General features: G+C 72.6%; 24 protein-coding genes. 15 read left to right on the top strand and 9 right to left on the bottom strand.

Annotation, left to right across the window (positions count from 1 at the left end; genetic code table 11):
* Positions 1 to 3: 3 nt before the first annotated feature.
* Positions 4 to 2931: a serine/threonine-protein kinase gene (locus NAEX_RS53710; RefSeq protein WP_096326950.1), complete on the bottom strand. Its 2928-nt coding sequence runs from the start codon at positions 2929 to 2931 to the stop codon at positions 4 to 6.
* 186 nt (positions 2932 to 3117) lie between these two features.
* Between NAEX_RS53710 and NAEX_RS08150 the strand changes: the two genes are divergently transcribed.
* On the top strand, positions 3118 to 3372 hold the full coding sequence (locus NAEX_RS08150) for a hypothetical protein (RefSeq protein ID WP_096326949.1): 255 nt from the start codon (positions 3118 to 3120) through the stop codon (positions 3370 to 3372).
* Between the two features lie 239 nt (positions 3373 to 3611).
* Positions 3612 to 4745 (top strand): PAS domain-containing protein, encoded by a 1134-nt coding sequence (locus tag NAEX_RS08145; protein ID WP_170135557.1) that lies wholly within the window; start codon positions 3612 to 3614, stop codon positions 4743 to 4745.
* Between the two features lie 57 nt (positions 4746 to 4802).
* On the opposite strand, the gene NAEX_RS08140 is transcribed toward NAEX_RS08145, so the two are convergent.
* Positions 4803 to 5498 (bottom strand): hypothetical protein, encoded by a 696-nt coding sequence (locus NAEX_RS08140; RefSeq protein WP_096326947.1) that lies wholly within the window; start codon positions 5496 to 5498, stop codon positions 4803 to 4805.
* Between the two features lie 16 nt (positions 5499 to 5514).
* On the opposite strand from NAEX_RS08140, the gene NAEX_RS08135 reads away from it, so the two are divergent.
* The 3 genes from NAEX_RS08135 to NAEX_RS08125 all read left to right on the top strand — a co-directional run bounded on the left by NAEX_RS08135 (position 5515) and on the right by NAEX_RS08125 (position 9981).
* Positions 5515 to 5835 (top strand): hypothetical protein, encoded by a 321-nt coding sequence (locus NAEX_RS08135; protein ID WP_096326946.1) that lies wholly within the window; start codon positions 5515 to 5517, stop codon positions 5833 to 5835.
* A gap of 274 nt (positions 5836 to 6109) precedes the next feature.
* Positions 6110 to 6952 carry a hypothetical protein gene (locus NAEX_RS08130; RefSeq protein WP_096326945.1) on the top strand — a complete coding sequence of 281 codons (843 nt, stop codon included), beginning with the start codon at positions 6110 to 6112 and terminating at the stop codon, positions 6950 to 6952.
* Between the two features lie 44 nt (positions 6953 to 6996).
* The gene (locus NAEX_RS08125; RefSeq protein WP_096326944.1) at positions 6997 to 9981 is read left to right on the top strand and encodes a tetratricopeptide repeat protein; all 2985 of its coding nucleotides are present in this window, start codon (positions 6997 to 6999) and stop codon (positions 9979 to 9981) included.
* Positions 9982 to 10322: 341 nt separating this feature from the next.
* On the opposite strand, the gene NAEX_RS08120 is transcribed toward NAEX_RS08125, so the two are convergent.
* The 4 genes from NAEX_RS08120 to NAEX_RS08105 form a co-directional block, all read right to left on the bottom strand.
* Positions 10323 to 11066 (bottom strand): hypothetical protein, encoded by a 744-nt coding sequence (locus NAEX_RS08120; RefSeq protein WP_096326943.1) that lies wholly within the window; start codon positions 11064 to 11066, stop codon positions 10323 to 10325.
* 191 nt (positions 11067 to 11257) lie between these two features.
* The gene (locus tag NAEX_RS08115; protein WP_096326942.1) at positions 11258 to 11632 is read right to left on the bottom strand and encodes a VOC family protein; all 375 of its coding nucleotides are present in this window, start codon (positions 11630 to 11632) and stop codon (positions 11258 to 11260) included.
* Between the two features lie 94 nt (positions 11633 to 11726).
* Complete coding sequence (locus tag NAEX_RS08110) at positions 11727 to 12542, bottom strand: SDR family NAD(P)-dependent oxidoreductase (protein ID WP_096326941.1); 816 nt, start codon at positions 12540 to 12542, stop codon at positions 11727 to 11729.
* Between the two features lie 98 nt (positions 12543 to 12640).
* Positions 12641 to 12865, bottom strand: coding sequence for a hypothetical protein (locus NAEX_RS08105; protein ID WP_143140880.1), 225 nt, complete (start codon positions 12863 to 12865; stop codon positions 12641 to 12643).
* 533 nt (positions 12866 to 13398) lie between these two features.
* On the opposite strand from NAEX_RS08105, the gene NAEX_RS08100 reads away from it, so the two are divergent.
* Positions 13399 to 15267 carry a right-handed parallel beta-helix repeat-containing protein gene (locus NAEX_RS08100; protein ID WP_143140879.1) on the top strand — a complete coding sequence of 623 codons (1869 nt, stop codon included), beginning with the start codon at positions 13399 to 13401 and terminating at the stop codon, positions 15265 to 15267.
* A gap of 8 nt (positions 15268 to 15275) precedes the next feature.
* On the opposite strand, the gene NAEX_RS08095 is transcribed toward NAEX_RS08100, so the two are convergent.
* The 3 genes from NAEX_RS08095 to NAEX_RS08085 form a co-directional block, all read right to left on the bottom strand.
* The gene (locus NAEX_RS08095) at positions 15276 to 16208 is read right to left on the bottom strand and encodes an aldo/keto reductase (RefSeq protein WP_096333551.1); all 933 of its coding nucleotides are present in this window, start codon (positions 16206 to 16208) and stop codon (positions 15276 to 15278) included.
* Complete coding sequence (locus NAEX_RS08090; RefSeq protein WP_096326938.1) at positions 16205 to 17122, bottom strand: helix-turn-helix transcriptional regulator; 918 nt, start codon at positions 17120 to 17122, stop codon at positions 16205 to 16207. The genes NAEX_RS08095 and NAEX_RS08090 overlap by 4 nt, the downstream gene beginning before the upstream one ends.
* A gap of 239 nt (positions 17123 to 17361) precedes the next feature.
* The gene (locus NAEX_RS08085; RefSeq protein ID WP_170135556.1) at positions 17362 to 18156 is read right to left on the bottom strand and encodes a helix-turn-helix transcriptional regulator; all 795 of its coding nucleotides are present in this window, start codon (positions 18154 to 18156) and stop codon (positions 17362 to 17364) included.
* A gap of 1027 nt (positions 18157 to 19183) precedes the next feature.
* On the opposite strand from NAEX_RS08085, the gene NAEX_RS49835 reads away from it, so the two are divergent.
* The 9 genes from NAEX_RS49835 to NAEX_RS08055 all read left to right on the top strand — a co-directional run bounded on the left by NAEX_RS49835 (position 19184) and on the right by NAEX_RS08055 (position 24687).
* Complete coding sequence (locus NAEX_RS49835; RefSeq protein WP_170135555.1) at positions 19184 to 19357, top strand: hypothetical protein; 174 nt, start codon at positions 19184 to 19186, stop codon at positions 19355 to 19357.
* 98 nt (positions 19358 to 19455) lie between these two features.
* Positions 19456 to 19620, top strand: a complete 165-nt coding sequence (locus tag NAEX_RS49830; RefSeq protein ID WP_170135554.1) for a hypothetical protein — start codon at positions 19456 to 19458, stop codon at positions 19618 to 19620.
* Positions 19621 to 19673: 53 nt separating this feature from the next.
* On the top strand, positions 19674 to 19850 hold the full coding sequence (locus NAEX_RS49825) for a hypothetical protein (RefSeq protein WP_170135553.1): 177 nt from the start codon (positions 19674 to 19676) through the stop codon (positions 19848 to 19850).
* Positions 19851 to 19919: 69 nt separating this feature from the next.
* Positions 19920 to 20087, top strand: a complete 168-nt coding sequence (locus NAEX_RS49820) for a hypothetical protein (RefSeq protein ID WP_170135552.1) — start codon at positions 19920 to 19922, stop codon at positions 20085 to 20087.
* A 92-nt stretch (positions 20088 to 20179) separates the two neighbouring features.
* Positions 20180 to 21169, top strand: coding sequence for a grasp-with-spasm system ATP-grasp peptide maturase (gwsG, locus tag NAEX_RS08075; protein WP_096326935.1), 990 nt, complete (start codon positions 20180 to 20182; stop codon positions 21167 to 21169).
* The gene (locus NAEX_RS08070; RefSeq protein WP_100793206.1) at positions 21159 to 21359 is read left to right on the top strand and encodes a hypothetical protein; all 201 of its coding nucleotides are present in this window, start codon (positions 21159 to 21161) and stop codon (positions 21357 to 21359) included. The genes gwsG and NAEX_RS08070 overlap by 11 nt, the downstream gene beginning before the upstream one ends.
* A gap of 2 nt (positions 21360 to 21361) precedes the next feature.
* The gene (gene gwsS, locus NAEX_RS08065; protein ID WP_096326933.1) at positions 21362 to 22507 is read left to right on the top strand and encodes a grasp-with-spasm system SPASM domain peptide maturase; all 1146 of its coding nucleotides are present in this window, start codon (positions 21362 to 21364) and stop codon (positions 22505 to 22507) included.
* A 42-nt stretch (positions 22508 to 22549) separates the two neighbouring features.
* The gene (locus NAEX_RS08060; RefSeq protein WP_170135551.1) at positions 22550 to 23731 is read left to right on the top strand and encodes an erythromycin esterase family protein; all 1182 of its coding nucleotides are present in this window, start codon (positions 22550 to 22552) and stop codon (positions 23729 to 23731) included.
* On the top strand, positions 23728 to 24687 hold the full coding sequence (locus NAEX_RS08055) for an efflux RND transporter periplasmic adaptor subunit (RefSeq protein WP_096326931.1): 960 nt from the start codon (positions 23728 to 23730) through the stop codon (positions 24685 to 24687). The genes NAEX_RS08060 and NAEX_RS08055 overlap by 4 nt, the downstream gene beginning before the upstream one ends.
* Positions 24688 to 24691 lie beyond the last annotated feature (4 nt).

Raw genomic sequence — 24691 nt, 5'->3', positions numbered from 1 at the left:
GGATCAGGGGGCCGGGTGGCTGGCCAGCCAGTCGCGCACCTTGGCGCGGGCGGCCGCGGTGCCGGGGGCCTCGGGGTAGGTCGTGGCGGCCTGTTCGGCCAGGGCGCGGGCGCGGGGGCGGTCGCCGCCGTCCCACAGGGCGCGGGCGAGGGCGAAGCGGGCCTCGGCGAGCTCCTCGGGCTGGACCTGCGAGGCCTCGCGGATCGCCAGCGCCCGCTCGAGCGCGGGCACGGCCTCGGCGGCGCGGCCCAGCGCGGTCAGGGCCTCGGCGCGGCCGAGGAGGGAGTGGGCGAGGCTCGGGTGGTCGGGGCCCAGGACCTGCTCCTGGCTGGCGAGGGCGCGGGCGAACAGCTTCAGCGCCTCCTCGGGCGCGCCGGTGGCGGTGAGGACCTGGCCGAGGCCGGCGACGCTCGCGACCGTCGACGGATGGTGCGGGCCGAGCCGGCGCTCGTAGATCGCCAGGGCCCGCCGCAACAGGCGCGCCGACTCGGCGTGGTCGTGGGTGTCGTAGCGGACGGTGGCGAGGTTGTGCAGGGTGTCGGCGACCATCGGGTGGTCGAGGCCGAACGCCTTCTCCTGGATCGCCAGCGCCCGCAGGAACAGCCGCGCGGCCTCGTCGTAGACGCCGGTGGCCTCGTAGACGAGGGCCAGGTTGCACAGCGAGGTGGCGACCAGCGCGTGCTCGGGGCCGAAGGTGGCCTCGCGGATCGCCAGGGCGCGGGTGAGGGCGGCGATCGCCTGGTCGTAGGTGCCGAGCGCCTCGTGGACCAGCGAGATGTTGTTGAGGGTGGTCGCGACCTGCGGGTGGGCTTCGCCGTAGACCTGCTCGTAGATCGCCAGCGAGCGGGCGAAGAGGCGCGCGGCCTCGTCGATCGCCCCGGTCGCGTAGCGCACGCCGGCGAGGTTGTTGACGCTGTCGGCGACGCGCGGGTGCTGCTCGCCGAGGGCGGCCTCGCGGGCCGCGAGCACGCGGGCGTACAGGCGCGCGGCCTCGCCGAGGTCGCCGCCGACGTAGGCGAGGCCGGCGAGGTTGCTGTCGAGGTCGGCCTGCTCGAGCGGGTGGGCCCCGGCCAGCAGCGCGAGCTGGGTCCGCGCCGCCTCGCCCCACACCTTGCCCTCGGCCAGGCGCGAGCCGCGGTAGCCGACCACGTAGACCAGCTCGGTGCTCGCCTGCAGGGCGAGCCGGGCCGAGCGGGCCTCGCGGGCGGCCGCGACGGCGCGCAACAGGCCGGCCTCGGCGTCGGCGTAGGCGCCTGTCTGTTCGGCCAGGGCGGCGGCGCGCAGCTCGGCCTGGGCGACCAGGGCCGGCCAGCCGACGGCCGCGGCCGCGTGCCGGGCCTCGCGCGCGACCGGCAGGCCCTCGGCGTAGCGCCCGGCGGCCGCCAGCGAGCCGGCCCGGGCCAGCCGCTCGCGCACGGCGAGGACCTGCTCGCGCTGGTCGAAGCGCAGCATCGGCCGCTCGCGCAGGTGGGCCGGGTCGGCGCACAGCTCGGGGGCGGCCAGCGCCGCGGCGGCGCTGGTGGCCTCGGTGAGGCTGGCGGCGTCGACGCGCCGCAGCTCGCCGACGAGCGCGACGAAGTTGCCGCGGGCCTCGGCCAGGCAGTCGACGGCGCGGGCGTACTGCTCGCCGTCCCAGGCGGCGTCGAGCCGGTGGGCGCGGCAGGCCGCGTCGGCGACGTCGTGCCACGAGGTCGCCCAGCGGTCGAGCCAGGGCGCGGTGCGGGCGAAGGTCGCGGCGGCGTGGGCCGCCCCGGTGGCGACGAAGGCCTGCAGGAGCGCGGCGCGGGCCGGCTCGTCCCAGTCGGCGAGCACCGCCGAGGCCGCGGCCTCGCAGCCGGCGAGCGTGCGCTGCTCGGCGAGCCGGGCCGCGCCGACGCCCGCCGAGGCCAGGCCGAGCGCGCCGGCGACGGCCGCCAGGGTGCGGCGCCGGCGGGTCGGGTCGGCGCGCAGGGCCTGCAGCAGCGCCCGCGTGTCGGCGAAGCGGGCCGCCGGGTCGCGCGAGAGGCCGCGCTCGAGCACCTTGCGCAGCCACTGCGGCGCGCGGGCCCGCGGCGGCGGGGCGATGACGCCGGCGGTGACGCTGGCCATCAAATCGGTGAGGTCGTCGCCGGCGAACGGCCGCTGGCCGTAGAGCGCCTCCCAGGCGGTCGCGCACAGGGCGAACTGGTCGGAGCGGGCGTCGACCGGCTCGCCGAGGAACTGCTCCGGGGCCATGAAGGCCGGCGTGCCCATGATCGCCCCGGTGTGCGTCAACGCGGTCGTCACCGCCGCGCCCGCGAGCTCGCCCGGCGGCGCCGCCGAGGCCTCGGCGCGGGCGAGCCCGAAGTCCATCAGGCGCACGCGCCCGTCGCCGCCGACCATGATGTTGTCGGGCTTGATGTCGCGGTGGACCAGGCCCTTCGCGTGGGCCGCGGCGAGGCCCTCGCCGGCCGCGATCACGACCGCGAGGATGTCCCGCCACGTGCGCGGCGCGGCCGTCAGCCAGGCGCCGAGCGTCTGCCCGTCGACGAACTCCATCGCCAGGTAGACGCGATCCTCGAACGTGCCGACGTCGTGGATCGTCACCACGTTGGGGTGGTCGAGCCGGGCCAGCGCCTGCGCCTCGCGCAGCAGCCGGACCTGCGCCGCCGACGGATCGCCGGCCGCCGTGTGCTTGAGCAGCTTGACCGCGACCTTGCGGTCGAGCAGGTCGTCGTAGCAGGCGTACACCACGCCCATCGCCCCGCGGCCGACCTGGCCCAGCACCGTGAAGCGGCCGATCCGCACCGGCCCGCCGCGGCGGGGGAACAGCGCCCGCTTGACGATCTCCTTGTCGACCGGCGTGCCCGCGCCCGGCGGCGGCGGGCGCAGCTCGACCTGCCCCGAGTCGATGGTGGTCGCCTGACCGGTCGCGGCGAGGGTCGCCCCCAGGCTTTCGTCCGCGCCGGTCATCGGGGCGGAGGATCAGTGTCGGGCGCCCCGGGGTCAATTGCTTGAATTCGCCACCCGGCGCCCGCGGGCGATTTCGCGGGCCCTGGTGCCGGCGCGGCCAGGGATCCCGCCGCTCGCGCCCGCGGGCTCCCGGTACAGTGAGGCCGTGGACGGGTACCTGCGGGCCTTCGCCGGCGCGGCCGAGCAGTGCGCGACCTGACGTTCTTGCGGCTGCTCCTGCCGGTGCTGCTGGCGGCCGGCGTGGCGCTGACGATCCGCTGGGGCGTGCGCGGGCTGGGGGCGCGCCGCACGGTCCTGTTCGGCCGCGTCGGCGGCCGCTCGCTCCACGGCGAGGTCGAGGGCGCGGCGGCGGTCGTCGTCGGCGTCCTCCACCTCGCGCTCGCCGCCGTCATCGCCGCCACCCTCGGCCCGCTGTCGTTCTGCCTGGGGTGGCCGCGCTAGCGTGAATGTCCGAAGGGACAGGTGACGTTCCGCGCCGCGGTAAAAATCGGAGACATGCCCGATCGTGCGCTGTCTGCATCCGGGGAGCCCGAGGACGACGCGCCGAACCGACCTTCGCAGATCGTGTGAGACACGGTCCGAGGCGGCGCCACGAAACTGTGCGGGAACGCCGCGTACGTGGTTCGAACGCGGTCTCGTCGCCGTCCGCAGCGTTTCCGGCGCGTGATAAGGATCGGCCGATGGACGGAAGAAGCAAGCGGGCTCCGCACGTGGTGATCGAGGTGGACGAGGCCCTGCGGGTGACGGGCTGGAGCCGCCGCGCCGAGCAGGTGTTCGCGGCGACGGAGGCGGAGGCGCTGGGGCGGGCGCTCGCCGAGGTCGTGCCGCCGGTCGCCGGCGACTGGGCCGCGCTGCTGGCGGGCGACAGCGAGGCGCCGCGCGTGCAGGCGGTGCGGCGCGGCGGCGAGGTGCTGCAATTCGAGGCGTGGTGGCAGGTCGAGCGCGACGCGGCCGGGCGCGCGACCGGGGCGACGATCCACGGCCACGACGTCACCGAGCGCGTCGCCCGGTACCGCCGCGCCGCGCTGGCCGAGAAGATGTTCGAGGCCGTGATCGAGAACCTCGACGTCTCGGTGTGGGCGCTCGACCGCGACGGGACCTACCTGTTCCAGGACGGCAAGGGCATGCAGGCGGTCGGGCTGGCGCCGAACCACTTCGTCGGGCGCAACATCTTCGCGGCGTTCCCCGACCACCCGGGGCACGGCGTGGTGCGCCGGGCGCTCGCCGGCGAGGCCTGCCGCGCCGAGGAGGTCGAGGTGCTCGGGGTGCCGTGGCGCAACTGGTACATCCCGGTCGCCGACCCCGGCGACTCCGACGCGGCGATGGTCGGCATCTCGTTCGACCTCCGCGAGTCCCTCCGCCGCGAGGCCGAGCTGCGGGCCAAGCTCGACCTGATCGAGAAGCAGCAGGAGGTGATCCGCGAGCTCTCGACCCCGATCATCGAGGTCTGGGACGGCATCATCACCGTGCCGATCCTCGGCCTCGTCGACAGCGTGCGGACGGCCGAGATCATGGACGATCTGCTGCAGGCGGTCGGCCGCCTGCGGGCCCGCTTCGCCATCCTCGACCTCACCGGCGTCGAGGTGGTCGACACCGGCACCGCCAGCCACCTGATCGCGATGATCCGGGCGATCGGGCTGCTCGGCGCCGAGGGCGTGCTGACCGGCATCCACCCGCGGATCGCCCAGACGATGGTGTCGATCGGCGTCGACCTGTCGCACGTGGCCGTCCACGCCCGCCTGCGCGACGCGCTGCAGCACTGCATCGCCCGGCTCGGCGAGAAGGCCGGGGCCGGCGAGCGGGCGGGGAAGTAAGATGTCCGGAGGGACATGTCCGCGCATTCCCGCGGACAGGGGATTGTCCCGCCGGCCTCACGGCAATTCGGCGACGAGCTTGTCGTACACCTCGGCCGCCGGTCCGCCGAGCACCAGCCGATCGACGTGGACGGCCTCGCTGTCGCGCCACCCGAGGAGCGTCAGCAGGCCGGTCGGGCTGAATTGCGCCTCGGCCGGCAGCACGGTGATCTCGTCCGGGTGGGCGGCGTTGCGCAGCTCGGCGACGTACTTGTCGCCCTGGGCGTAGATCAGCACGTCGAGCGTATTCTCGACGCCGCGGTCGAGCGGGAACGGGGCCTCGGCGTGGTCCTGCCACTGGGCCTCGGCGATGCGGGTGCGGAACACCAGCTGCGACTCCGCGGTGAGGAGCCCCAGCGACATCGCGCCCGTCTCGTACGCGGCGTCCGCCGGCAGGCGCATCGTGACCTCGAACATGTCCTCGTCCGGGATGGCGACCACCGGCGGGGTCAGCCGCAGGCGCGCGCACAGCAACGTGTCGCCGTACTCTTCCTTGGACCAGGTCGGGCTGTAGTTGTCCCACCAGTCCGGCGTCATCGGGTGCGGGCCGAAGTTCAGCGAACCTCCGGCCACCGTCGGCGCGGCCCAGGTCCCGCCCCAGTGGGCGTCGTACTGCGCCGGGTCGTCGAACTCCTCGACGTAGGGCGGGACCGCGAACAGCTCGTCGGGGCAGCCGACGTAGCAATTCAGCAGCGGCCCGTCACACGGCTCCACCCCGGTCTCTCCGCCCGTGGACGAGCTCGTGGCGTCCTCCGTCGTGTCGCCCGTGTCGCTCGTGCTCGTCGCCGTCGCGCTGGTGCTCGCCGACGTGCCGGGCTCGGTGCCGTCGGTGCTGTCGGTGCCGGGGTCCGGCGTGGAGGTCGAGGTCGGGACGACGGTGTCCGCGGTCGCCGTCGCTTCGGTCGCCTCGGTCGCCCCGGTCGGGTCGCCGCCGGAGGTGTCACTCGTGGTGCCGGTGGCATCCGTGGTCGAAGACGCGTTCGTACTGGTGATTTGCGGGTCCTCACCGCAAGCGGGGGCTGCGATCAGTACAGCGCAAAGGAGAGAGTAGGGACGAGCCGTCATTCGCAATGATGAGAGGGGCATGATCGCTTCTCCGGGTGCAAGCGCCCGGTCCGAGAGGGAGACGGGGGGGCGTCCCGACGTTTTGCGGTTTTTTTTCGAGCCCCCTCGACCGGTCCATTCCCCGGCGTCGCGCTGGAAGGCAGGGGAGCGACATCGGCGCGGCATGGGACGCCCCCACGTCGCTTCATCCGGGATACCCTGAAAGGTTTTGCTCGCCGTTCGTCGCGACGTTCCCCGCGTGAAGCTTTAAAATCCGGGCCATGCGCCTCTCCACGCGCTTGCTGTCGCTGCTCGGCGGGGCGCGGAGCCACGACGCGGAGGCCGTCGAGCGGATCCTCGTCGAGGCGGTCGAAGACGCGAGCCGCCGCTGGCCCGGGGTCACCGTCGAGCCGGAGAGCTACGCGGCCTGGGTCGCCGCGCGGGTGCCGGCGGGCGTCGAGCCGGTCGAGGAGGCCCTGGCGCAGCTGCGGCTCGCGGAGCTGCTCCTCGCGTGCGCCTGCGCGGCCGGCTCCGCGGCGGCGATCGCCGTGTTCGACGCCGAGTTCATCGCCCGCGACCGCCGGACCTCCGACGACGAGAAGCAGATCGTCCGCCAGAAGCTGTTCCTGGCCCAGGGCGACACGCCGCCCCGGATCGCCCGCTACGGCGGACGCGGCGAGCTCGGCGGCTGGGTGCGGACGGTCGCGGCGAGGGTCGTGATCGACAGCGCGCGTCCGGCCCGCGAGCAGCCCACAGAGGACGACCTGCTCGACGCCCTCACTGTCGATCCGGGGTACACCCCGGAATTCGCGCAGCTCAAGCAGGACGCCCGCAAGATCGTGCAGACCGCGCTGAACGGGGCGATCGCCGCGTTGCCCGCGCGAGACCGGATGCTCCTGCTCCAGTACCACCTCGACGGCGTCGGGGTCGTCGAGCTCGGCCGTCTGTTCAACGTGGCGCCCTCGACCATCAGCCGTAACCTGGCGCGGATCCGCGGCGTCTTGCTCGCGCAGGTGCGGCGGTCGTTGATGAGCCACCACAAGCTGTGGGGCGACGAGCTCGAGCGCCTCCTCGAGTTCGCCCAGAGCCAGCTCAGCGTGGGGGGTGCGATCGATCGCACCTGAGCCGCCGCGCGCGAGTCTCGACGAGCCCCTGTCTGTCGCCGACGATGGTCTGCCCCGAAGAGAACACCATCACCGAGTTCGTGGCCGGGGTCCTCTCGGCGGCGGACAGCGCTCGCGTCGAGGCGCACGCGGCCGCGTGTCCGGCGTGCCGGAGGTTGCTGTCCTCGCTCGCCCGGAGCCCGTCGCACGCGGCTTCGGCGTCCTTCACGGCGCCCGAGGACGGCGCGTCGCAGCGATCGTTGACGCGAGGCGCCCTCGTCGGGCGCTACGTCGTGCTCGAGACGCTGGGGGTCGGCGGCACGGGGGTCGTCTATGCGGCGTACGATCCCGAGCTGAACCGCAAGGTCGCGCTGAAGCTCCTGCGCAGCGAGGCGCTGGGCCGCTCGCACGCGCAGCGCGGCAGGTTGATGCGCGAGGCGCAGGCGCTCGCGCGGCTGTCCCACCCCAACGTGGTCGCGGTGTACGACGTGGGCACGTTCGGGGCGAGCGTCTTCATCGCCATGGAGCTGATCGAAGGGGTTACGCTGGGCGCCTGGCTCGCGCCGCGGAAGCACTCGTGGCGCGCCATCGTGGAGATCTTCAAGAAGGTGGGCCAGGGGCTGGCGGCGGCCCACGCGGAGGGGCTCATCCACCGCGACTTCAAGCCCGCCAACGTGCTCGTCGGTCGCGACGGGCGGGTCTGCGTGGTCGACTTCGGCCTCGTCCGTTCGAACACCTCGCGGACCGGAGCGGACGTGTCGACCTCGACGGACGTCGCCGAGCCGTTCGACGAGATCACGCAGGCGGGGGCGTTCCTCGGGACCCCTGCTTACATGGCGCCCGAGCAGTTCGAGAACAGCGAGGTCGATGCGAGCGCCGACCAGTTCAGCTTCTGCGTCGCGTTGTTCGCCGCGCTGTATCAGCGGCGGCCGTACACGCTCAACACCCGCGAGGTCATCCGCGCCGAGGCGCAGCGAGGCAAGCTCCCGAGCGTGGAAGGCGGCCCGGCGGTGCCGGCGTTCGTCCGACGGGTGCTGGAGCGTGGCCTCCGCCTGGCCCCCGAAGAGCGCTTTCCGTCGATGGACGCCCTGCTCGCCGCGCTGTCGCAAGATCCGCGGCAGACCTGGCGGCGGCGGGCCTTCGCCGGGCTCGGGGCGGGCGCCCTCGGGCTGTCGATCTTCGCGGCGGTGCAGCTCGCCGGCGAGCCGGCGCCGCTGTGTCAGGGGAGCGCGGCGAAGTTCGCCCAGGCCTGGAGCGACGAGGCGCGTGAAGCGATCCACGCGAGGTTCCTGGCCACCGGCATGGCCCACGCCGAGGACATCTGGGCCACCGTGGCGCGCACGCTCGACGCGTACGGGCGCGAATGGTCGGCGATGCACACGGACGCGTGCGAGGCGACGCGCGTCCGCGGGGAGCAGTCGGACGAATTGTTGTCGCTGCGGATGCTCTGCCTGGACCGCCGATGGACGGAGGTCCGGACGTTGACGGCCCTGCTCCGCGACGCGGACGCCGACGGGGTCACGAAGGCGGTCGACGCGGCCTTCAAGCTCACGGGCGTCGCGGCCTGCGCGAACCTCGAGGCGCTGCGGATGCCCGTGCGCCCCCCCGAGGGCAGCGAGCAGGCCGCCGAGGCGCGCGACATCGAGACGGCGCTCGCGCAGGCGAAATTCCTGGCGTCGCTCGGACAGTACGAAACAGGCCTCGCCGAGGCCACGCGGGCGGTCGAGCGGGCCCGGGCGCTCGGGCACCCGCCGACCGAGGCGGAGGCGCTCGAGACGCTGGGCGCCATTCAACTGCAGGCCGTCGAGCCGAAGGCGGCAGAGGCCTCGCTGCGCGAGGCGTACGCGACGGCCCAGGCAGGACGGCACGATCGGATCGCCGCGCGCGCCGCCATCGCGCTGGTCTTCGTGGTCGGTTCGCAGCTGTTCCAGGTGGAGGCCGGCCGCGAGTGGGCCTTTCACGCCCGGGCCGCCCTCAAGCGGTGGGGCGCCGATCCGGAGCTCGAAGGATCGCTGCACGCGAACTCCGGCATCCTGCTTTACAACGCCGGCGACTTCGCCGCGGCGCGGGCCGAGTTCGCGGCCTCGCTGGCCGTCCGCGAGCAGGGGCTCGGGGCGGAGCACCGCCACACCGCGCAGTCGCTCGAGCTCCTCGCCATGGCAGCCAGCGCGCAGGGCGACGTCGACGCGGCGCACACGTCCTTGCGCCGCGCGACGGAGCTCGCGCGGAGGTCGTTCGGCGTGAAGCATCCCGCCTACGGGGCGCTCCTCGTGCGGACCGGCAACCAATTCATGCTCGAGGACCGCGCCGCCGAGGCCGAGGCCCTGTTCGCCGAGGCCCTGTCCATCGTGGAAGCGGCGCGGGGGAAGGACCATCCGCAGGTGGCGCTCATCGTGCTGGATACGAGCGGAGCGCTGCGCAAGCTGGGCAAGCTGCCGGCGGCGCTCGACGCGGGGAGGCGAGCGCTCCGCAGCTTCGAGGCCACCGAGGGCGCGCGTCCGCTGGTGGCCGACGCGCTGGCGGCGATCGGGAGGGCCGAGAGCGATCTCGGGGACCTCGACGCGGCGCTCGCCGCCCATCGCAAGGCGCTCGCGATCTACGAGGAAGTGTTCGGCCCGGAGCACGAGCAGGTCGCCAATGCGCTCGAGAATTCGGGCGACGTGCTGCTGCGCCGGGGCGACGTCGAGGCGGCGCTGGACCACTACGAGCGGGCGCTCGCGCTGCGAGAGAAGGCCCAGGGCGCCGAATTCATCGACAACGCGTTCGCGTTCGCCGGCATCGGCGAGGCGCACGTGATGCGCGGCGACGCGGCGACGGCGATCCCTCCGCTCGAGCGGGCCCAGGCGTTGCTCGAGCGGCACCAGATCCTGCCGTCGCTCCTCGCGCGGGTGCGCTTCCTGCTCGCGCGCGCCCGGTGGGACGCCGGCCAGAGCCGGGACCAGGCGCTGCGCCTGGCTGCCCGGGCCGAGGAGGGCTTTCGCGCGCTCGCCACCCCCGTCGGCGACGCGGACGCGGCCCGCGTCGCCGAGTGGGTGGCGAATCACGACTGACGGCAGGCCCATGACGTCTCGCTCCTTTTCGACTGGCGAAGGCCCCCGCCGGGCACGGCCGGGCCGGTCGTCGCGGACGCGCCCGTGTGCGCGTCGAGGGCCCGTCACGAGCATTGCAGGCATGTCCGAAAGGGCATGCGCACGAGCGAACGGAACCGCCTGCGACGCGGCGCAAGAGCGAGTGCGTCACGGCGAGGCGATCGCGGGACGATGCCCCAATGAGGACGAGGCGGACGCGCCCGGCCCGTGACTCGCGCCTCACCTGCGTTCGCGCCGGTCGAAGCCGGGGCGCGCGCCGGTCCGACGATGATTCGCCGGACCGGCGCGGCGCGAGCCTGCGATCATTCGAAATTGCAGCAGCTGTGCATCTTGTCGAAGATCGCGTCGCCCTCGGCGCACACGCCGTCGGCCGGGCACTGCGCGACCTCGACGCCGTCCACCGTGCAGACGCAGGTGTCGGCGTCGCAGATGAACTCCTGCGTCGGCGCGTCGGGGCAGGACGTGCTCACGCCGCACTCGCCCTCGCCCTCGTGGATGGACTGCGTGCATTCGTCGCCGCCGCCGTCGCAGGCGATCAGCGCCTCGAGCTCGTCGTCGCACGGGGTCTCCTCAATCTCGCCTGCGATCTCGGGGCAGCTGAGCTCCGGGATGCACTGCACGACGGCGAGGTTGAGCGCGACGCACTCGGACGGGAGCCCCTGGAACTCGCCGAGGCAGCCGAGCACGCACTCGGCGCCGTCGGTCTCGGGCTCGCACTCGCCGAAGCGCTGGCAGGCGGCCTCGCAGGCGCTCTGGTGCGCCGGGTCGACGGGACCGACGGGACCGGTGGTGTCGCCGGTGTCCTCGCCAGTGGTGGCGACCGTCGGCTCGTCGTTCTCGGTGGTCGCGCCGTCGTCGGTGGTGGCGCTCGACGTCGGGGATTCGTCGGTGGTCGAGTCGCCGGTGGTCGACGCGTCGGTGGTCGAATCGCCGGTGGTGGTCGAGGCCGAGCCGGTGGCGCTGTCGGTTTCGCCGCCCTTCGGGTCACAGGCGCCGGTGATGAAGAGGAAGGTAAGGGTAAGGAAGGAGAGGTTTGCTCGCAGCATGACGTTGTCCGTGGATGGGCGAGCCGTCGGGGTCCGTGCCGCCGCGGCGCGCCGCTCGGGCCCTGGAGTCGCCGCAGCCGGGAGAAAAATTGCCGGCTCGCTGCACTTCGTCGCGGGCGGTTGCGACGCGTCCGCCCGCGGCGAGCTGCGCCCTCGCCGCCGATGCGCGGCTCGCGGGCGCGCTGCCGCGATCAGTCGACGCGCGTCATCAGCTCGAGGAAGTGGCCGTTCGGGTCGGGGAAGTACACGCGGCGGCCGTCGCGGCCGTAGCGGCTGATCTGGTTGTCGAAGCCGCCGTGCGGGCTCGAGGCGAACGGCAGGCCGGCGGCGCGGACCCGGGCGAAGATCGCGTCGAACTCGGCGTCGTCGACCAAGAACGCGTAGTGGTGGGCCTCGAAGCCGCCGTCGTCGTCGCCGAAGTCGAGCGTCAGCGAGTCGTTGACGCGCACCGGGGCGAACGGGCCGACCTCGCCGTCGTAGCGCAGGCCGAAGATGTCGGCGAAGAACCTGGCGGACGCGACCTTGTCGCGGGCCGGCACGATCGTGTGATTGAGGGTGATCGCCATCGTGGCCTCCGTGGGCTCCGCGGAAGAGCGTAGCGCCGCGGGCCCGCCCTGTCAGCCGCGCACGGTCGAGCCCGGTGACGCTCCGCGGCGGGCGTCACTCGTTCATCTCGTAGTTGCCGCGGATCAGCCATTCGAACACCGACTCGGGGATGAGCCGGCGGGCCCGCGGGACCCATACGGCGTCGGTGCCGAGCCGGTAGCGGAGCCGCGGCCGGCGAGCGGCGAGGATCCGCAGCAACAATCGCGCGAAGCGGATCGGGTCGGGGCCGGATTGCTCGGCGCGCGCCATGATGTCGATCGCCCGGTCGCGGGTGGCGGCGTACGCGGCCAGGCCGCCGGCCGCCCGCCGGCGCGCCGCGGTGGCGGCGGTCTTGAAGTCGCCGGGCTCGATCAGCGACACGTGGATGCCGAACCGGCGCACCTCCTGGCGCAGCCCCTCGGTGAGGCCCTCGACGGCGAACTTGCTGGCCGAGTAGTGGGCGTGGAACGGCACGCCGACGAGCCCGGCGAGCGAGGAGACGTTGACGATCCGCCCGCCGCCTTGCTCGCGCAGGAGCGGCAGGACGGCCCGCACCATCCGCGCCGTGCCGAAGAAGTTGGTCTCGAATTGCGCCTTCGCCTCGTCGATCGCCGTCTCCTCGACGGCGCCGGCCAGGGCGTAGCCGGCGTTGTTGACGAGGGCGTCGATCCGCCCGGCGCGGCGGAGCACCTCGTCGACGCACGCGGCCACCGAGGCGTCGCTGCGCACGTCGAGCGGCAGCATGGTGACGCCGTCGCGCAGGTCGCCGGCCGCGGCGCGGCGGCTGGTGCCGAACACGCGGTAGGTCCCGCGCGCGGCCAGAAATCGCGCCGCGGCCTCGCCGAAGCCGGACGACGCGCCGGTGATGAGGACGACTGTGGGTTCGCCCATGCGACCTCCTGAGCCCGGCGGAGGATAGCATGGTCGATCGGGCGCCACGAGCGGCCACAGCCGGTGTGACGGTGACGCGGCGAGCTCGAAGAGGCGGGTCACCGACAGCGCTCCTCGCCCTCGTCGATCGGCTCGCCGGCGGGCCGGATCTGGTCGTCGTCGACGCGCTCGACCAGCACCCCGCCGGCGAACCCGCGCAGGTGTGTGAACATGCCGCCGCAGTCCAGTGTTCGCGGGCAAGCGGTGCAGCAAGCCCGGCAACCCTCGTACACGAGCCAGCCGAGCTCCCCGTCGTCGGCCTCCTTGACTTCGCGAGTCGGCATCACGAAGACCGCGCGTTCGTCCGCGGCCCCGTGAAGCATGGGCTCCAGTCGAACGAATCGAGGGCGCCGTACCCGAGCTGTCGCAGCTCCGCCTCGAAGGCCGACCGACCCGGGTCATTCATCGCCGGGAGCGTATCGACGCCGTCGGGCGCCGTCCAACGATCCTGCCGCGCGCGCCGGTCCTGGAATCGATCGGCGTCACGCCGGTCGCCGCGCGCGGTGCACTCGTTCGACGGCGCCTGCCGGTCGCAGCGATCGCGGGCGCGCCGCAGCGGGCCGGGGGCGAGCCGGCCGGCGGCTCCAGGAGGCAGGAGAGCGGTCGCTCGCGCGCGGCCCGTGCAGCGAGTTGTTCGTGGTCCGCAATTGTCGGTCGACCTGCCGACACTCTTGATCGAGGTCAACCAGCGATCCCTGTCTCGCAGCGCCATCGACACACCCCGAAGGGGTCGGCGGGTGCGTCGCGCGACTCATCCCATGGAAAGGTCCACGTGCGTATGCGCCATCCGCGGCTCTTTGTCCGTACTCCTGCTCCGATGATGCGTCTCCTTCCCGCCACGCTGCTCGCGTGCGCCGGCTGTGCGCAGCTCGAAGATGCACCCGGCGCGGCGTCGGGCACCGAGAGCAGCAGCTCCGAGCCGACCGACGACCCCGGCGGGTGCGTGCCCGGGGAGACGACAGGCTGTCCAACCGACCACGACGGCCCGCTGGGCCTCGAAGCGCCGCAGCGCGCCACGCACGGGCCGACGTACACGCTGACGCCGCTGAGCGGCGACGGCGCGTGCACGTCGATCTTCACCTTCAACGGGACCCCGCTGAAGGGGACGCCCAGCGCGGACTGGTGCCAGATCCAGCAGGCCGTGAACGCGGTGAGGGCGGGCGGAGTGGGCGGCACCATCGAGCTCGTGAGTACAGGGCAGGCGTTTCGCCTCACCGGGCCGATCATGCTCAACGCCGATGACCTCACCGTCATCGGCTTGCCCGACGCCCAGGGCCACAAGCCGGAGATCGACTTCGACCCACCGCCTTGCACGTACACCACGACGACGATCTCGGTCGACAACACCGACGTCGTCGTCGGCCACTGCGCGGAGGGCAGCGAGATCAACTACTCGGCGTTCACGGTGAACGACCAGACCCCCGGCTGCGCGCACCCGATCATCGACGGCACCTATTGCCCGCGCGAACGCGTGAGCCTCCAGAACCTGAAGATCAACGTCCGCCGCGGCCTGGCCGGCCCGCCCACGACGCAGAACCAGGCGACCCAGCCGACCATCGCCTCGCAGTCGGTGATCATGCTGATGAACTGCGGAGATTGCGAGGTCCTGGACACGGACCTCGCGCCGGCGTACGTCGCGGGGGGCCGGGGCGTCAGCCAGGACGGCATCACCTTCGGCCCGGGTTCGACCGGCCGGCTCGGCGGCACCGGCACCACGCCGGTCTCCGTCGTCGACATGGCCAAGGCCGGGCTCTACTTGACGCCGCTGTCCGGGATCCACGTCGACGCCGGCGGGGCGACCGACGACAGCGGCGTCGCCATCGACAACGTCAGCGTGAGCGACTGCGGCGGCTCCGCCGGCTGGGGCTCCGGCATCAGCATCTCCGGTCACGGCGGCGCCGTGAATGATTGTACGATCGCCGACAACCACGCCAACGGCATCCTCGTCGCCCCGCAGCCGCTCGGGCCGCCCGCCGTCGCGTCGAGCTGGATCGCGGTGCAATCGACGCAGATCACCGACTGCGACGTCCACCACAACGCGGGGCCCGGCGTGGTGATCGGCTCGGCGGCGTCCGCCTACGGCGTCGACTTCGTGCCCGAGGACGCGGTCCTCACCCGGGTGAGCGCGCACGACAACAGCCCCTACGACGGCGTCCGCATCGAGGGCGCCCGCCACGTCAGCATCGACGGCGGGACGTTTTACGGCAACAACGCCGGCATCACGCTGGCGAACCAGACGGCGATCGTCGGCATGACGTCCGACATCGCGATCTCGGGCGTGACCGCCTACGGCAACAACTATTACGGGCTGTTCTTCATCGGCGTGCACGACGTGTCGGTCGACGACTCCCTGCTTTACAATCCGCAGACGAGCTCGTCGCCGGCCGTCGGCAACGGGGTGGGCCTGTGGGGCAGCTACTTCGACAACAGCGAGATCGCGCTCCACGACCTGAACATCGGCGAGAACGGGATCACGATCGTCGACGGCGGCGAGGCCGTCAGCGGCCTCTACAGCCTCATCGGCAAGGCCGGGCCGAGCAACCCGAGCGGGAGCCCCAACAGCTACGCCGGCGGCGTCGGCCTGCACGCGCCGCAGGGCTCGACCTACGTCGATGCCACGCACGGGGTCACCTATTCGAAGAGCACCGGCGCCGCCGATCCGAAGGGATGGGTCGTCACGCCCTGAACGGCCGCTCAACCGGCCGCTCGCGCCGCGCGGGCCATGGCCTCCACCTCGTCGCGGGTCAGCGCGATCGTGCGGGCGGCCCAGTTCTCCTCGAGATGCGCGAGCGAGCCGGTGCCCGGGATCGGCAGCATCACCGGCGAGCGCGCGAGCAGCCAGGCGAGCGCGAGCTGGGCCGGCGTCGCGCCGTGCTTCGCCGCCGCCCCGGCGAGGGCAGGATGGGCCTTGCCGAGGTCGCCGGTCGCCAGCGGGAAGAACGGCAGGAAGGCGATGCCGCGCGCCTCGCAAGCTGCCAGCACCGCGTCCGGCGACTCGACCTCCGCGTGCGTCGCCCGGGCCAGCGGCCCGAGCCCGCCCGCCATGTTGTAGAGGTTCTGCACCGCCACGATCGGCGTGCGCGCGAGCGCGTCGAAAAGCTCCGCCGTGCCCACGTTGCTGAGCGCGAGGTGGCGGATCTTGCCCTCCCGCTGCAGCTCGATCATCGCGTCGAGCGACTCGCGGAACGGCACGCCCGAGCCGGGCATGCAGCGGAGATGCGTCACGTCGCAGCGCTCGAGCCGCAGCGTGCGCAGGTCCTCCTCGCAGCCCTGCCGCAGCTCCTCGGGCCGGGCGAAGGGGGCCCACCCCCGGTCCGGCGTGCGTCTGCCGCCGAGCTTGGTGGCGATCACGAGGTCCTTCGGGTACGGGTGCAGCGCCTCGGCGATGAGCCGGTTCGCCACGTGCGGGCCGTAGAACCAGGCGGTGTCGATGAAGTTGATGCCGAGCTCGATCGCCCGCCGCAGCACGGCGCGCGCGCGCTCGGGATCCCGGGGCTCGCCCCAGACGTCCTCGCCGGGCAGGCGCATGGCGCCGTAGCCGAGGCGGACGACGGCGAGATCGCCGAGGCGGATGGTGGCGGGCGGCTGGGCGAAGTCTTGGTGGTCGTGCGAGAGGTCGTCGCTCATGCCCGGCAAGCTAGTCGTGCCGCGCGGGCCTCACTTGGGCGATGTTGGCGCTGCATCGTGCGCGCGAACTTGCCGGGCGTCACCCCGAGGATGCGGCGGAAGTGGCGGTGGAGCTGGCTCTCGTCGAAGAGGCCGACCGCGTGCGCCGCCTCGGCGCCGGTCAGGCCGGTCGACAGCAGCTCGGCGGCCCGCGCCACTCGCAGGTGCGTCAGGTACTCGTACGGCGGGACGCCGAGCTCGGCGCGGAAGGCCCGGATGAGGTGATACTTGTCGGCGCCCGCGTGGGCGGCGAGCGCGTCGAGGGTGACGGGCTCGCAGACGTGCGCGCGCAGGTACTCGCGCGCCCGGCGGACCGCTCGCGGGGCCCGCTCGTGCACGCGCACCTCGCCGCGCTCGGTGCAGGTGGCGAGCAACTCGGCGAGCGTCTCGGTCACCAGCGCCTCCAGCTCGCGCGTGACCGGCCCGCGTGCCGCGAGCGCGGCGTGCATGGCGGTGGCGAGCGCCGTGGCCCGCGGCGCCCGCCCGGGCGCGACGGGCACGAAGTGCACCGGACGAGGAACACCGAGCGTGCGCGCGGCTTCCTCCACCACGTCCGCCGCGAACGCGGCGCCCTGGACCGTGATGGGGGCATGCACGCGCACGTGGCGATGCACTTCGCCGGGCTCCTTGAGCTTGAGGCCGCCGGCCGCGAGCGTGCGCACGGTCCCGCGGTACCAGCCGTCGCATGCGCCCCGCAAGATCAGCACGACCCCGTAATGCTCGGAGTACGACGAAAGCGGGCGCGATGCGTCCTCGAGGCGGAACATCCGCAGCCCCTCGATGCCCTCGGGGCGCCAGTACTCGATGCGCGGCCCGTCGTCCCGCGCGCGCCGCCGGGCCGTGGGTTCGCGTGCCGGGGCAGAGCCTCGTCCCATGGGGGAATGCTAGCCGACGGCGGCCCCGCTCGACTTGGGCGATGTTGGCGAGACCGCGGCGCGTGAACCGAGACGGCCGCGATCGCGGACGTGCGCCCGTCGCGAGGAATGCATCGAGCGCGCGATTGCGGGGAGTCGGGCCGCGGGACGAAAATGACCGTCGTGTCACGATCCGGCGATTCGCCCGAGCGGGATGAGCCGGGGCGCAGGACGACCCCCGAGCCCGGGGGGGAGCGGACTCAGCGCCGCTTGTCGCGCTCGCCCGCGCGGTGGCGGGCGCGGTAGTCGCTCGGCGACTCGCCGGTGACGCGCCGGAACATCGCGCTGAAGTTCGCCAGCGACGCGCAGCCGACCTCGACCGCGAGCGCGGTCAGCTTCACGTCGGTGTCGCGCAGGGCGGCCTGGGCCGCGCGCACCTGGGCGGCGTTGTACTCGTCCTGGAAGGTCGTGTTCTCCTCCTGGAGGCGCCGCTGCAGCGAGCGCGCCGACATCCCGAGGGCGGCCGCCGCCTTCTCCAGCGTGATCCCGGCGAAGGGCGGGACGAGGACGCGGCAGAGCCGCGCGACCACCCCCTCGTCCATCGCGCCGGCCACGATCGCGTCGAGCTCCTCGACGAGCGCGGTCGGCTCGGCCAGCCCCAGCCAGCGCAGCGCAGCGTCCGGCGCTTCGAACACCTGCGTCGGGTAGGGCGGCTGCATCACCTGATAGAACCCGGTGACGACGGCCCCGGGCAGCCCGGTCGGCCGCAGCAGCGCCTGGCGGGTGACCACGCTCTGGTACGCGGCCTGGCGCGCGGCCAGGTGGGCCACCAGGGTCTCGTACGCGCCCTCGTCGACCCCGGCGAGCCGGCGCAGGTCGACCAGCGACGCGTGCGGGGCGACGTCCGGGCGGACCTCGACGTCGAGGATCGCGGTGAGCGAGCGCAGGTCGGCGGCGTCGGGCCGGCCCCACAGCGCGAACCCGTAGAGCTCGGCGCTGGCGCACCAGTACACGAACGTGCGCGAGGCGACGTAGAGGCCGAGGGGCGCGGCCATGAACGCGGACAACTGCTGCGCTGGCTGCATGCGAGGTCTCGCCGACCCGCGGCCTGCGTGGCTGCCGGGTCCCGACCGTGCCGATTAACGCCGGGCGTTCGCGCTGTCAACCGACGCCCGCCGGGCGCGAGGTCCGCGGGGAAGAACCCGCGTGCCCGGGACCACCCGTGTCGCGCCAAGGCCCCACCCGGGCGTCCGGGCCCCGGCTGTCTCTCGGGCCAGATCCGCCCGCGCCCGCGCACTCGCGCCCCCGCGCGGCGGCGAACTCGAGTTCATGGGTCGTCGTCGCCCGGGGCGCCGCATCTCCGCGCCGGCGCGGCCGTACGCGATCGGGGCCGCGCAGAGGGGTCGCCGTCCGCCGGGTTTCAGCGGCGGCGAGACCTCGCAGGTGAGCAAGCGCGGCGAAGTCGGCGGCCGAGGTGGTCACACCTGCGCGGGTCCGACGAATACGCGCACCGCTCGTCGGCCGCTGCGGCACTGATCAATGCAAGGAGGACCGGCGTCGATGATTGGGCATAGTACGGACGCGGCCGCAGTCCTCCATACATACGAGCGCCCGCGACCGTCGCCTGGCGTCTTCTCGAAAGCGCCGGCGCATGAACGCAATTCACGTGTCTTTGCGGACGGTTCGCTGCCGTTGCGCGAAGAATTTTTTCGGCGAAACCATTGGCAAGGTCAGGCGCCGCTGCTACAAGTGTTCGACCGACCCGGTCGTCATCATGGACGGTCCGGCCGGCGAGCTCCCCGCGAGGGGAGCATCCTTACGCCTTGCAGAGCTTATGGTTGCACCTTCCCGCAGAAATCTCGTCGCGCCCGCCCACGGTGGCGAGGCCGCTTCCGCGGTGGTCCGCGCCGACGCACGCGTCGGGGCTCCTCGCGACGGAGGCATGATCGGCGGCGGTCTGCTGGTGAATCATTTCGGTGGCGACCTCGAAACCTGCGAAGACGGTGGCGAGTCAGAGGCACACCGTCGCGTGCGGCGGTCATGCACGACTGATCGCACCCGATCGAAGAGATGGATTGGACTATGCATAAGACTACCAAGCAGAGAGATGACGAGAAGAAGAAGCGCCCCAAGTTCGAGGTCCGCACGCTCGGCGCGGACGAGCTGTGCCGGGTGACGGGCGGAGTGGCTCCGGAGACCGCCAGCACGCACTGCGGCTGCCACGTCGACGGGGTCTGTGACTCCGAGGGCGGCTGAATCGGCGCCCCCGGCGTGACGTAGCGACGAGACTCACCGCGCTGGCGCGGGCGGGTCGTGGACGATTTCCCGTGCGAACGGGAGGAGTGAACATAGCCATGAACAAGACCATGAAGAAGAAGGACGACGAGAAGAAGCTCCCCAAGTTCAAGGCCAACACGCTCGGCGTGGACGAGCTGTGCCAGGTGACGGGCGGGATGCCGTCGGAGACCGGCAGCACCAAGAGCTTCTGCCACATCGACGGCGTCGACGACGGTGATTGATCTTCGAAGGTGACGCGAGCCTCTCGTACCGACGAGAAGAAATGGATTGAACCATGAACAAGCGCATGAAGCAGGACAGCGAGAAGAAGCTCCCCAAGTTCGAGGCCCGCACGCTGGGCGCGGACGAGCTGGGCCGGGTGACGGGCGGGTTCCCGCCCGAGTCCGCCGGCTGCGTGTCGGTGTGCCACGCCGACGGCATCTACGACGGCGACGGCGCCCCCGTCTCTTGACCCCCGAAACAGACCCTCGCCCATCGGCTCCTGCCGGTGGAGACCATAGAGAAGAAACGAACATACGCCATGAATAAGCAGACGAAGAAGCAGGACAACGAGAAGAAGCTCCCCAAGTTCAAGGCCACCACGCTCGGCGCGGACGAGCTGTGCAAGGTGACGGGCGGGATGCCGGCGGAGACGACCAGCACGAACAGCATCTGCGCGATCGACGGCGTCACCGATGGTGACTGCTGAGCGCGGGGCCTGACCGCGACCTCCATCGGCGCTCGCCGGTGGAGGTCGGTCCTCTGCAACGATTTTGTGTACACGAGCGATAAAAGGCCGCCATGATCTTGATCTTCAGCAGTTCCGGGGATCCCTCGACCCTCGACGTGATGCGGTGGATCCACCACCTGAGCGGCGCCAGGGTCGTCCGGATCAACGCGGACGAGGAGTACCGCGTGGAGCTGACGTTCGCGGACGACGACTTCCACGTCCGCGTGAACGACGACGCGTTCCGGCTCGCGGACGTGTCGAGCGCGTGGCTGCGGAAGGGCGGCTTCTGGTTCAAGGGCCTGTTCCCGGCGGTGACGGCGGCCGGACGCCCGGCGCTGACGCGCCACCTCGGCCAGATGCTCGAGCGAGAGAACCGCGCCCTGCGCGACCACTTCCACTACGTGCTGCGGAAGCGCTGCGCCGTGCTGGGCAGCGCCCACGGCTCGACGCCGAACAAGCTGGTGGTCCTCGAGCGCGCGCGCGAGCTCGGCCTGCGCACGCCGCCGTTCAGCGTCTCGAACCTGAGGAGCCACGCCCAGAGCCTGCTGGCCTCGGGCGACGGGTACGTGACCAAGGCGATGTCCGACGGGCTCTACCTGTTCGACGCGACCGACAGCAAGACCGGCTACTACACGTACACGGAGGCGCTCGGGCCGCAGAGCCTCGAAGGCGCGGCGGAGCGCGGGGCCCCGTCGTTCTTCCAGCGGTACGTCGAAAAGGCCTTCGAGCTGCGGATCTTCTTCCTCGACGACCAGTTCCGCGCGGGGGCCATCTTCTCGCAGAACGACGAGAAGACCAGAGTCGACTACCGCAAGTACAACGACGAGCGGCCGAACCGGGTGATCCCGTTCCGCCTGCCGCAGGAGATCGAGCACAAGCTGTCGCTCCTCGCGCGCGCGCTCGACCTGAACACCGGCTCGTTCGACATGATCGTCGACGCGCAGGGGGAGTATTACCTGCTCGAGGTGAACCCGGTGGGCCAGTTCGGGCCGCTGTCCGAGAAGTGCAACCTGGGGATCGAGCGCATGATCGCGGAGAGGTTGGTCGCGCATGAGCACTGAGCTGAAAAAGTTGGACACGACCCCGCTGCTGCAGGCGGGGCTGCCGCTCGGGTACGCCCGGATCTTCACCAGCGACGCGATCATCGACGACGAGACGTCGAAGCGGGTGACGCTCACGCTGACGAAGTACCGCCATTCGGTCATCTACGTCAGCCGCGCGGGCAAGCCGATTTCCAAGCTGGAGCTGTGACCATGGACGCCAAGACCTTGCTGCGCGATTGCCTCGACAAGTACGTGTTCCTCTACTCCGACTGCGTGCCGGTCGAGGGGTACGCGGCGTCGGCGATCTACGACCTGACCCGACGGCTGATCTCGACGTTCCCGTCGGCGTACTTCCCGTTCTTCGAGCTGTTCCGGGCCAGGCGGCTGCGGGACATCGTGGCCGAGCTGGGCCCCGAGGAGCGCGACGACTTCGTCGCGTTCCTCGACTTCCTGCTCGAGCACGAATACGTGGCGGTCGTCGACGACGCGGCGTCGTTCCCGGCGATCTCCGGGGAGTGGGACGCGCCCTGCACGATCCACAACGCCATCCTCGACGTCCGCGGGCAGCACCACGACTACCTCAAGATCGTCGAGGAGCTCGGCGCCCTGGGCTGCCAGCACCTCCAGGTGCGGTCGTACTCGAAGATCTTCGGGATCTGCGAGCTCGCCGAGCTCGCGCGGCTGTGCCGCGGCTCGTCGATCCAGACCCTCGAGGCGGTCCTCCCGTACGATCCGTCCCTCCGCGACGACGACTACGTGGCGGTCGTGAGCGCTCACCGCGTCATCGCCGGCCTGGTGCTCCATTCGGCGGACGCGGAGCGACGGATCGCGGTCGACTACGGCGCGCGGGAGAGCGTGGCCAAGCTCTTGACGATGGAGATCCAGCTGACCACCCGGCCGATCGAGTCGCACCTGGACTGCGGCCACCTCTCGCAGCGGCAACTGCTCCCGCCGAGCACGCCGAGCTTCAACGAGCTCCACCACTTCAACGGCTGCCTGAATCGCAAGCTCTCGATCGACGAGGGCGGCCAGGTCCGCAACTGCCCGGCGATGCGCGGCTCGTTCGGCGACCACCGGTCGGTCTCGCTGGCGGACGTGGTCGCGCGCGAGGACTTTCGCCGCGTCTGGCGGGCCAAGAACGACGAGATCCAGGGCTGCCGCGATTGTCCGTACCGCTACGCGTGCACCGGCTGCCGCGCGCTGCTCGAGGAGCCCGACGTCCAGGACAGCAAGCCGCTCAAGTGCGGCTACGATCCCTACACCGATGCGTGGGCCGACTGGCGGACCCGAGCGAACGCCACGGCCACGATGGCGCGCTATCAGGCGCGCCTGCACCTGCCGATCGTGCGGTCGTAGAGCCGAGCCGAGGCGACGACGATGATGCTGCGAACGATAGCCTTGTTGGCCCTCGCCGCCTGCGCGCCCGGGCCCGGCGACAGCCAGGCCCCGGCGAGCCGGCGCGGGGACGCGGGCGAGCTCGATCGGCTGGTCGCCGACCTCTGTGACAAGCAAGTCGTCCTGCTCGGCGAGGGCGAGCACGGGGACGGCCGGACCTGGGAGATCAAGGCCGAACTCGTGCGCGCGCTGGTCGACGCGTGCGGCTTCGACGCCCTGTTCATCGAGAGCGGGGTGTACGACTTCCTCGCGCTGGACCGCGCCCACGCTGCGGGCACGGCGACGGCGCAGGACGTGGCGAACGCCATCGGCGCGGTCTGGTCCGAGGCCCGCGAGACGCAGGCCTGGATCGCCTACGTCCACGAGGCCGCGGCCGCGGGCCGGCTGGAGGTGCTCGGTCTCGACGACCAGATCCACTCCACGGCCTTCTACGCCCAGCGGGAGCTGCCCGCCGCGCTCGCGGCCCACCTGCCGCCGGGGCGCAAGGAGGACTGCGAGGCCCGGATCGCGCGGCACGTCCAGTGGACGTACGACGAGGCCCACCCGCATTCGCAAGCCAGCCAGGCGGGGCTGCAGTCGTGTCTGGCGGAGATCGAGGCCGCGGTCGCCAAGTCGGCGCCGGCGACGTCCGAGGCGCTCGTCATGACCCAAAACCTCTCGCGCTGGGTCGCGCGAGACTTCGTCGAGGATCGCCAGACCAGCTCCAACGCGCGCGATCGATCGATGTTCGCCAACTTCGAGTGGCACCGGCAGCGGCTCGGCGCGCAGCGCAAGGCGATCGTGTGGTGCGCGACGGTCCACGCCGCCAAGGACCTCGACGGCGTCGCGGCGCTGCGCGGGTTCTCGCCGCTCGGACACTACATTCACGAGCAGTACGGCGCGCGCGCGGCGGCGATCGGCTTCTCCGCCCGGTCCGGCGCGACCCAGCCGCGCGGTCGCCCGGGTCGCGAGTTCTCGGTGGCGCCGCCCGGGTCGCTCGAGGGCCGGGTCCTGGCGCCCGAACAGCCGCTCCGCTACCTCGACGGCGAGGAGCTGCGCGCGCTGGGCTCCGTCGACGCCCGCCCGCTCGGGCACGAGTTCCACCGCGCCGCGTGGCACGAGGTCCTCGACGGGCTCGTCGTCCTGCGCCGCGAGACGCCGGCGCACCACGACGCGGCGACGGCCGCGAAAGCGAGGGGCCGATGAGCGAGCCGAACAGCGAGCGCGCGAGCCCGGCGACCCGGCGGGCGATCTTCCGGGAGGAGGCCGTGCAGGCGCACCGCCGCGGCGCCGGTCCCGGCCGGCCGCTCGACATCGTCGCCACGTGGACGCGCTGGGCCATCGGCGTCACGCTGCTGCTCCTGGCGGCGGGCGTCGTGTTCGCCGTGACCGCGCGCATCGGCGAGTACGCGCAGGGCCTCGCGGTGGTGCGGCGAGAGGGCCGCGCGGCGGTCACCTCGGCGGTCGCCGGCACGGTGCAGCGCATCGAGGTGCGCACGGGCCAGCGGGTGGCGGCCGGGCAGGTGCTGGTGCAGCTCGACGACGCGGCCCCGCGGGCCGAGCTCGCGCGCGTGGAGCAGGAGTACCACCAGCGGCTCGTGGAGCTGCTGCGGGCCCCCGCCGACGACCCCAAGCGCGAGCGCCTGGCGACCCTGAAGGCGCAGCTGCAGCTGGCCCAGGCGCGCGTGCGCGAGCGGCAGATCGTCGCCTCGCAGGCGGGCGTGGTGTCCGACGTGCGGGTGCGGCCGGGTCAGCCGGTCGCGCCGGGCGACGCGGTCGTCGCCGTCGAGCAGGACAGCGCGCGCACCGTGGTCGTCGGCCTGTTCCCCGGGCACTACCGGCCGCTGCTGAGCGCGGCCGACAGCCGCGTGTTCCTCGAGCTCGAGGGCTTCCCTGACAGCCGCCACGAGGTCTCCGTGCGCTCGGTGGCCGACGAGGTGGTCGGCCCGGCCGAGGCGATGCGCTTCCTCGGGCGCGACCGCCAGGGCGCGCTCGAGCTCGCGGGTCCCGTGGTGGTGGTGGAGACCGAGCTCCCCTCGGACACCTTCGTCGCCGACGACACCGAGTACCGGGTCTACGACGGCATGCAGGGCGTGCTCGAGGCCCGGCTCCGCTCCGAGTCGCTGTTGGAGGTCCTCCTTCCGGCCCTGAAGGCCCTGTAGAACG

Source organism: Nannocystis exedens, from assembly GCF_002343915.1.
Lineage (GTDB): Bacteria > Myxococcota_A > Polyangia > Nannocystales > Nannocystaceae > Nannocystis > Nannocystis exedens.
This window is presented reverse-complemented; position numbering and strand designations above follow the sequence as displayed.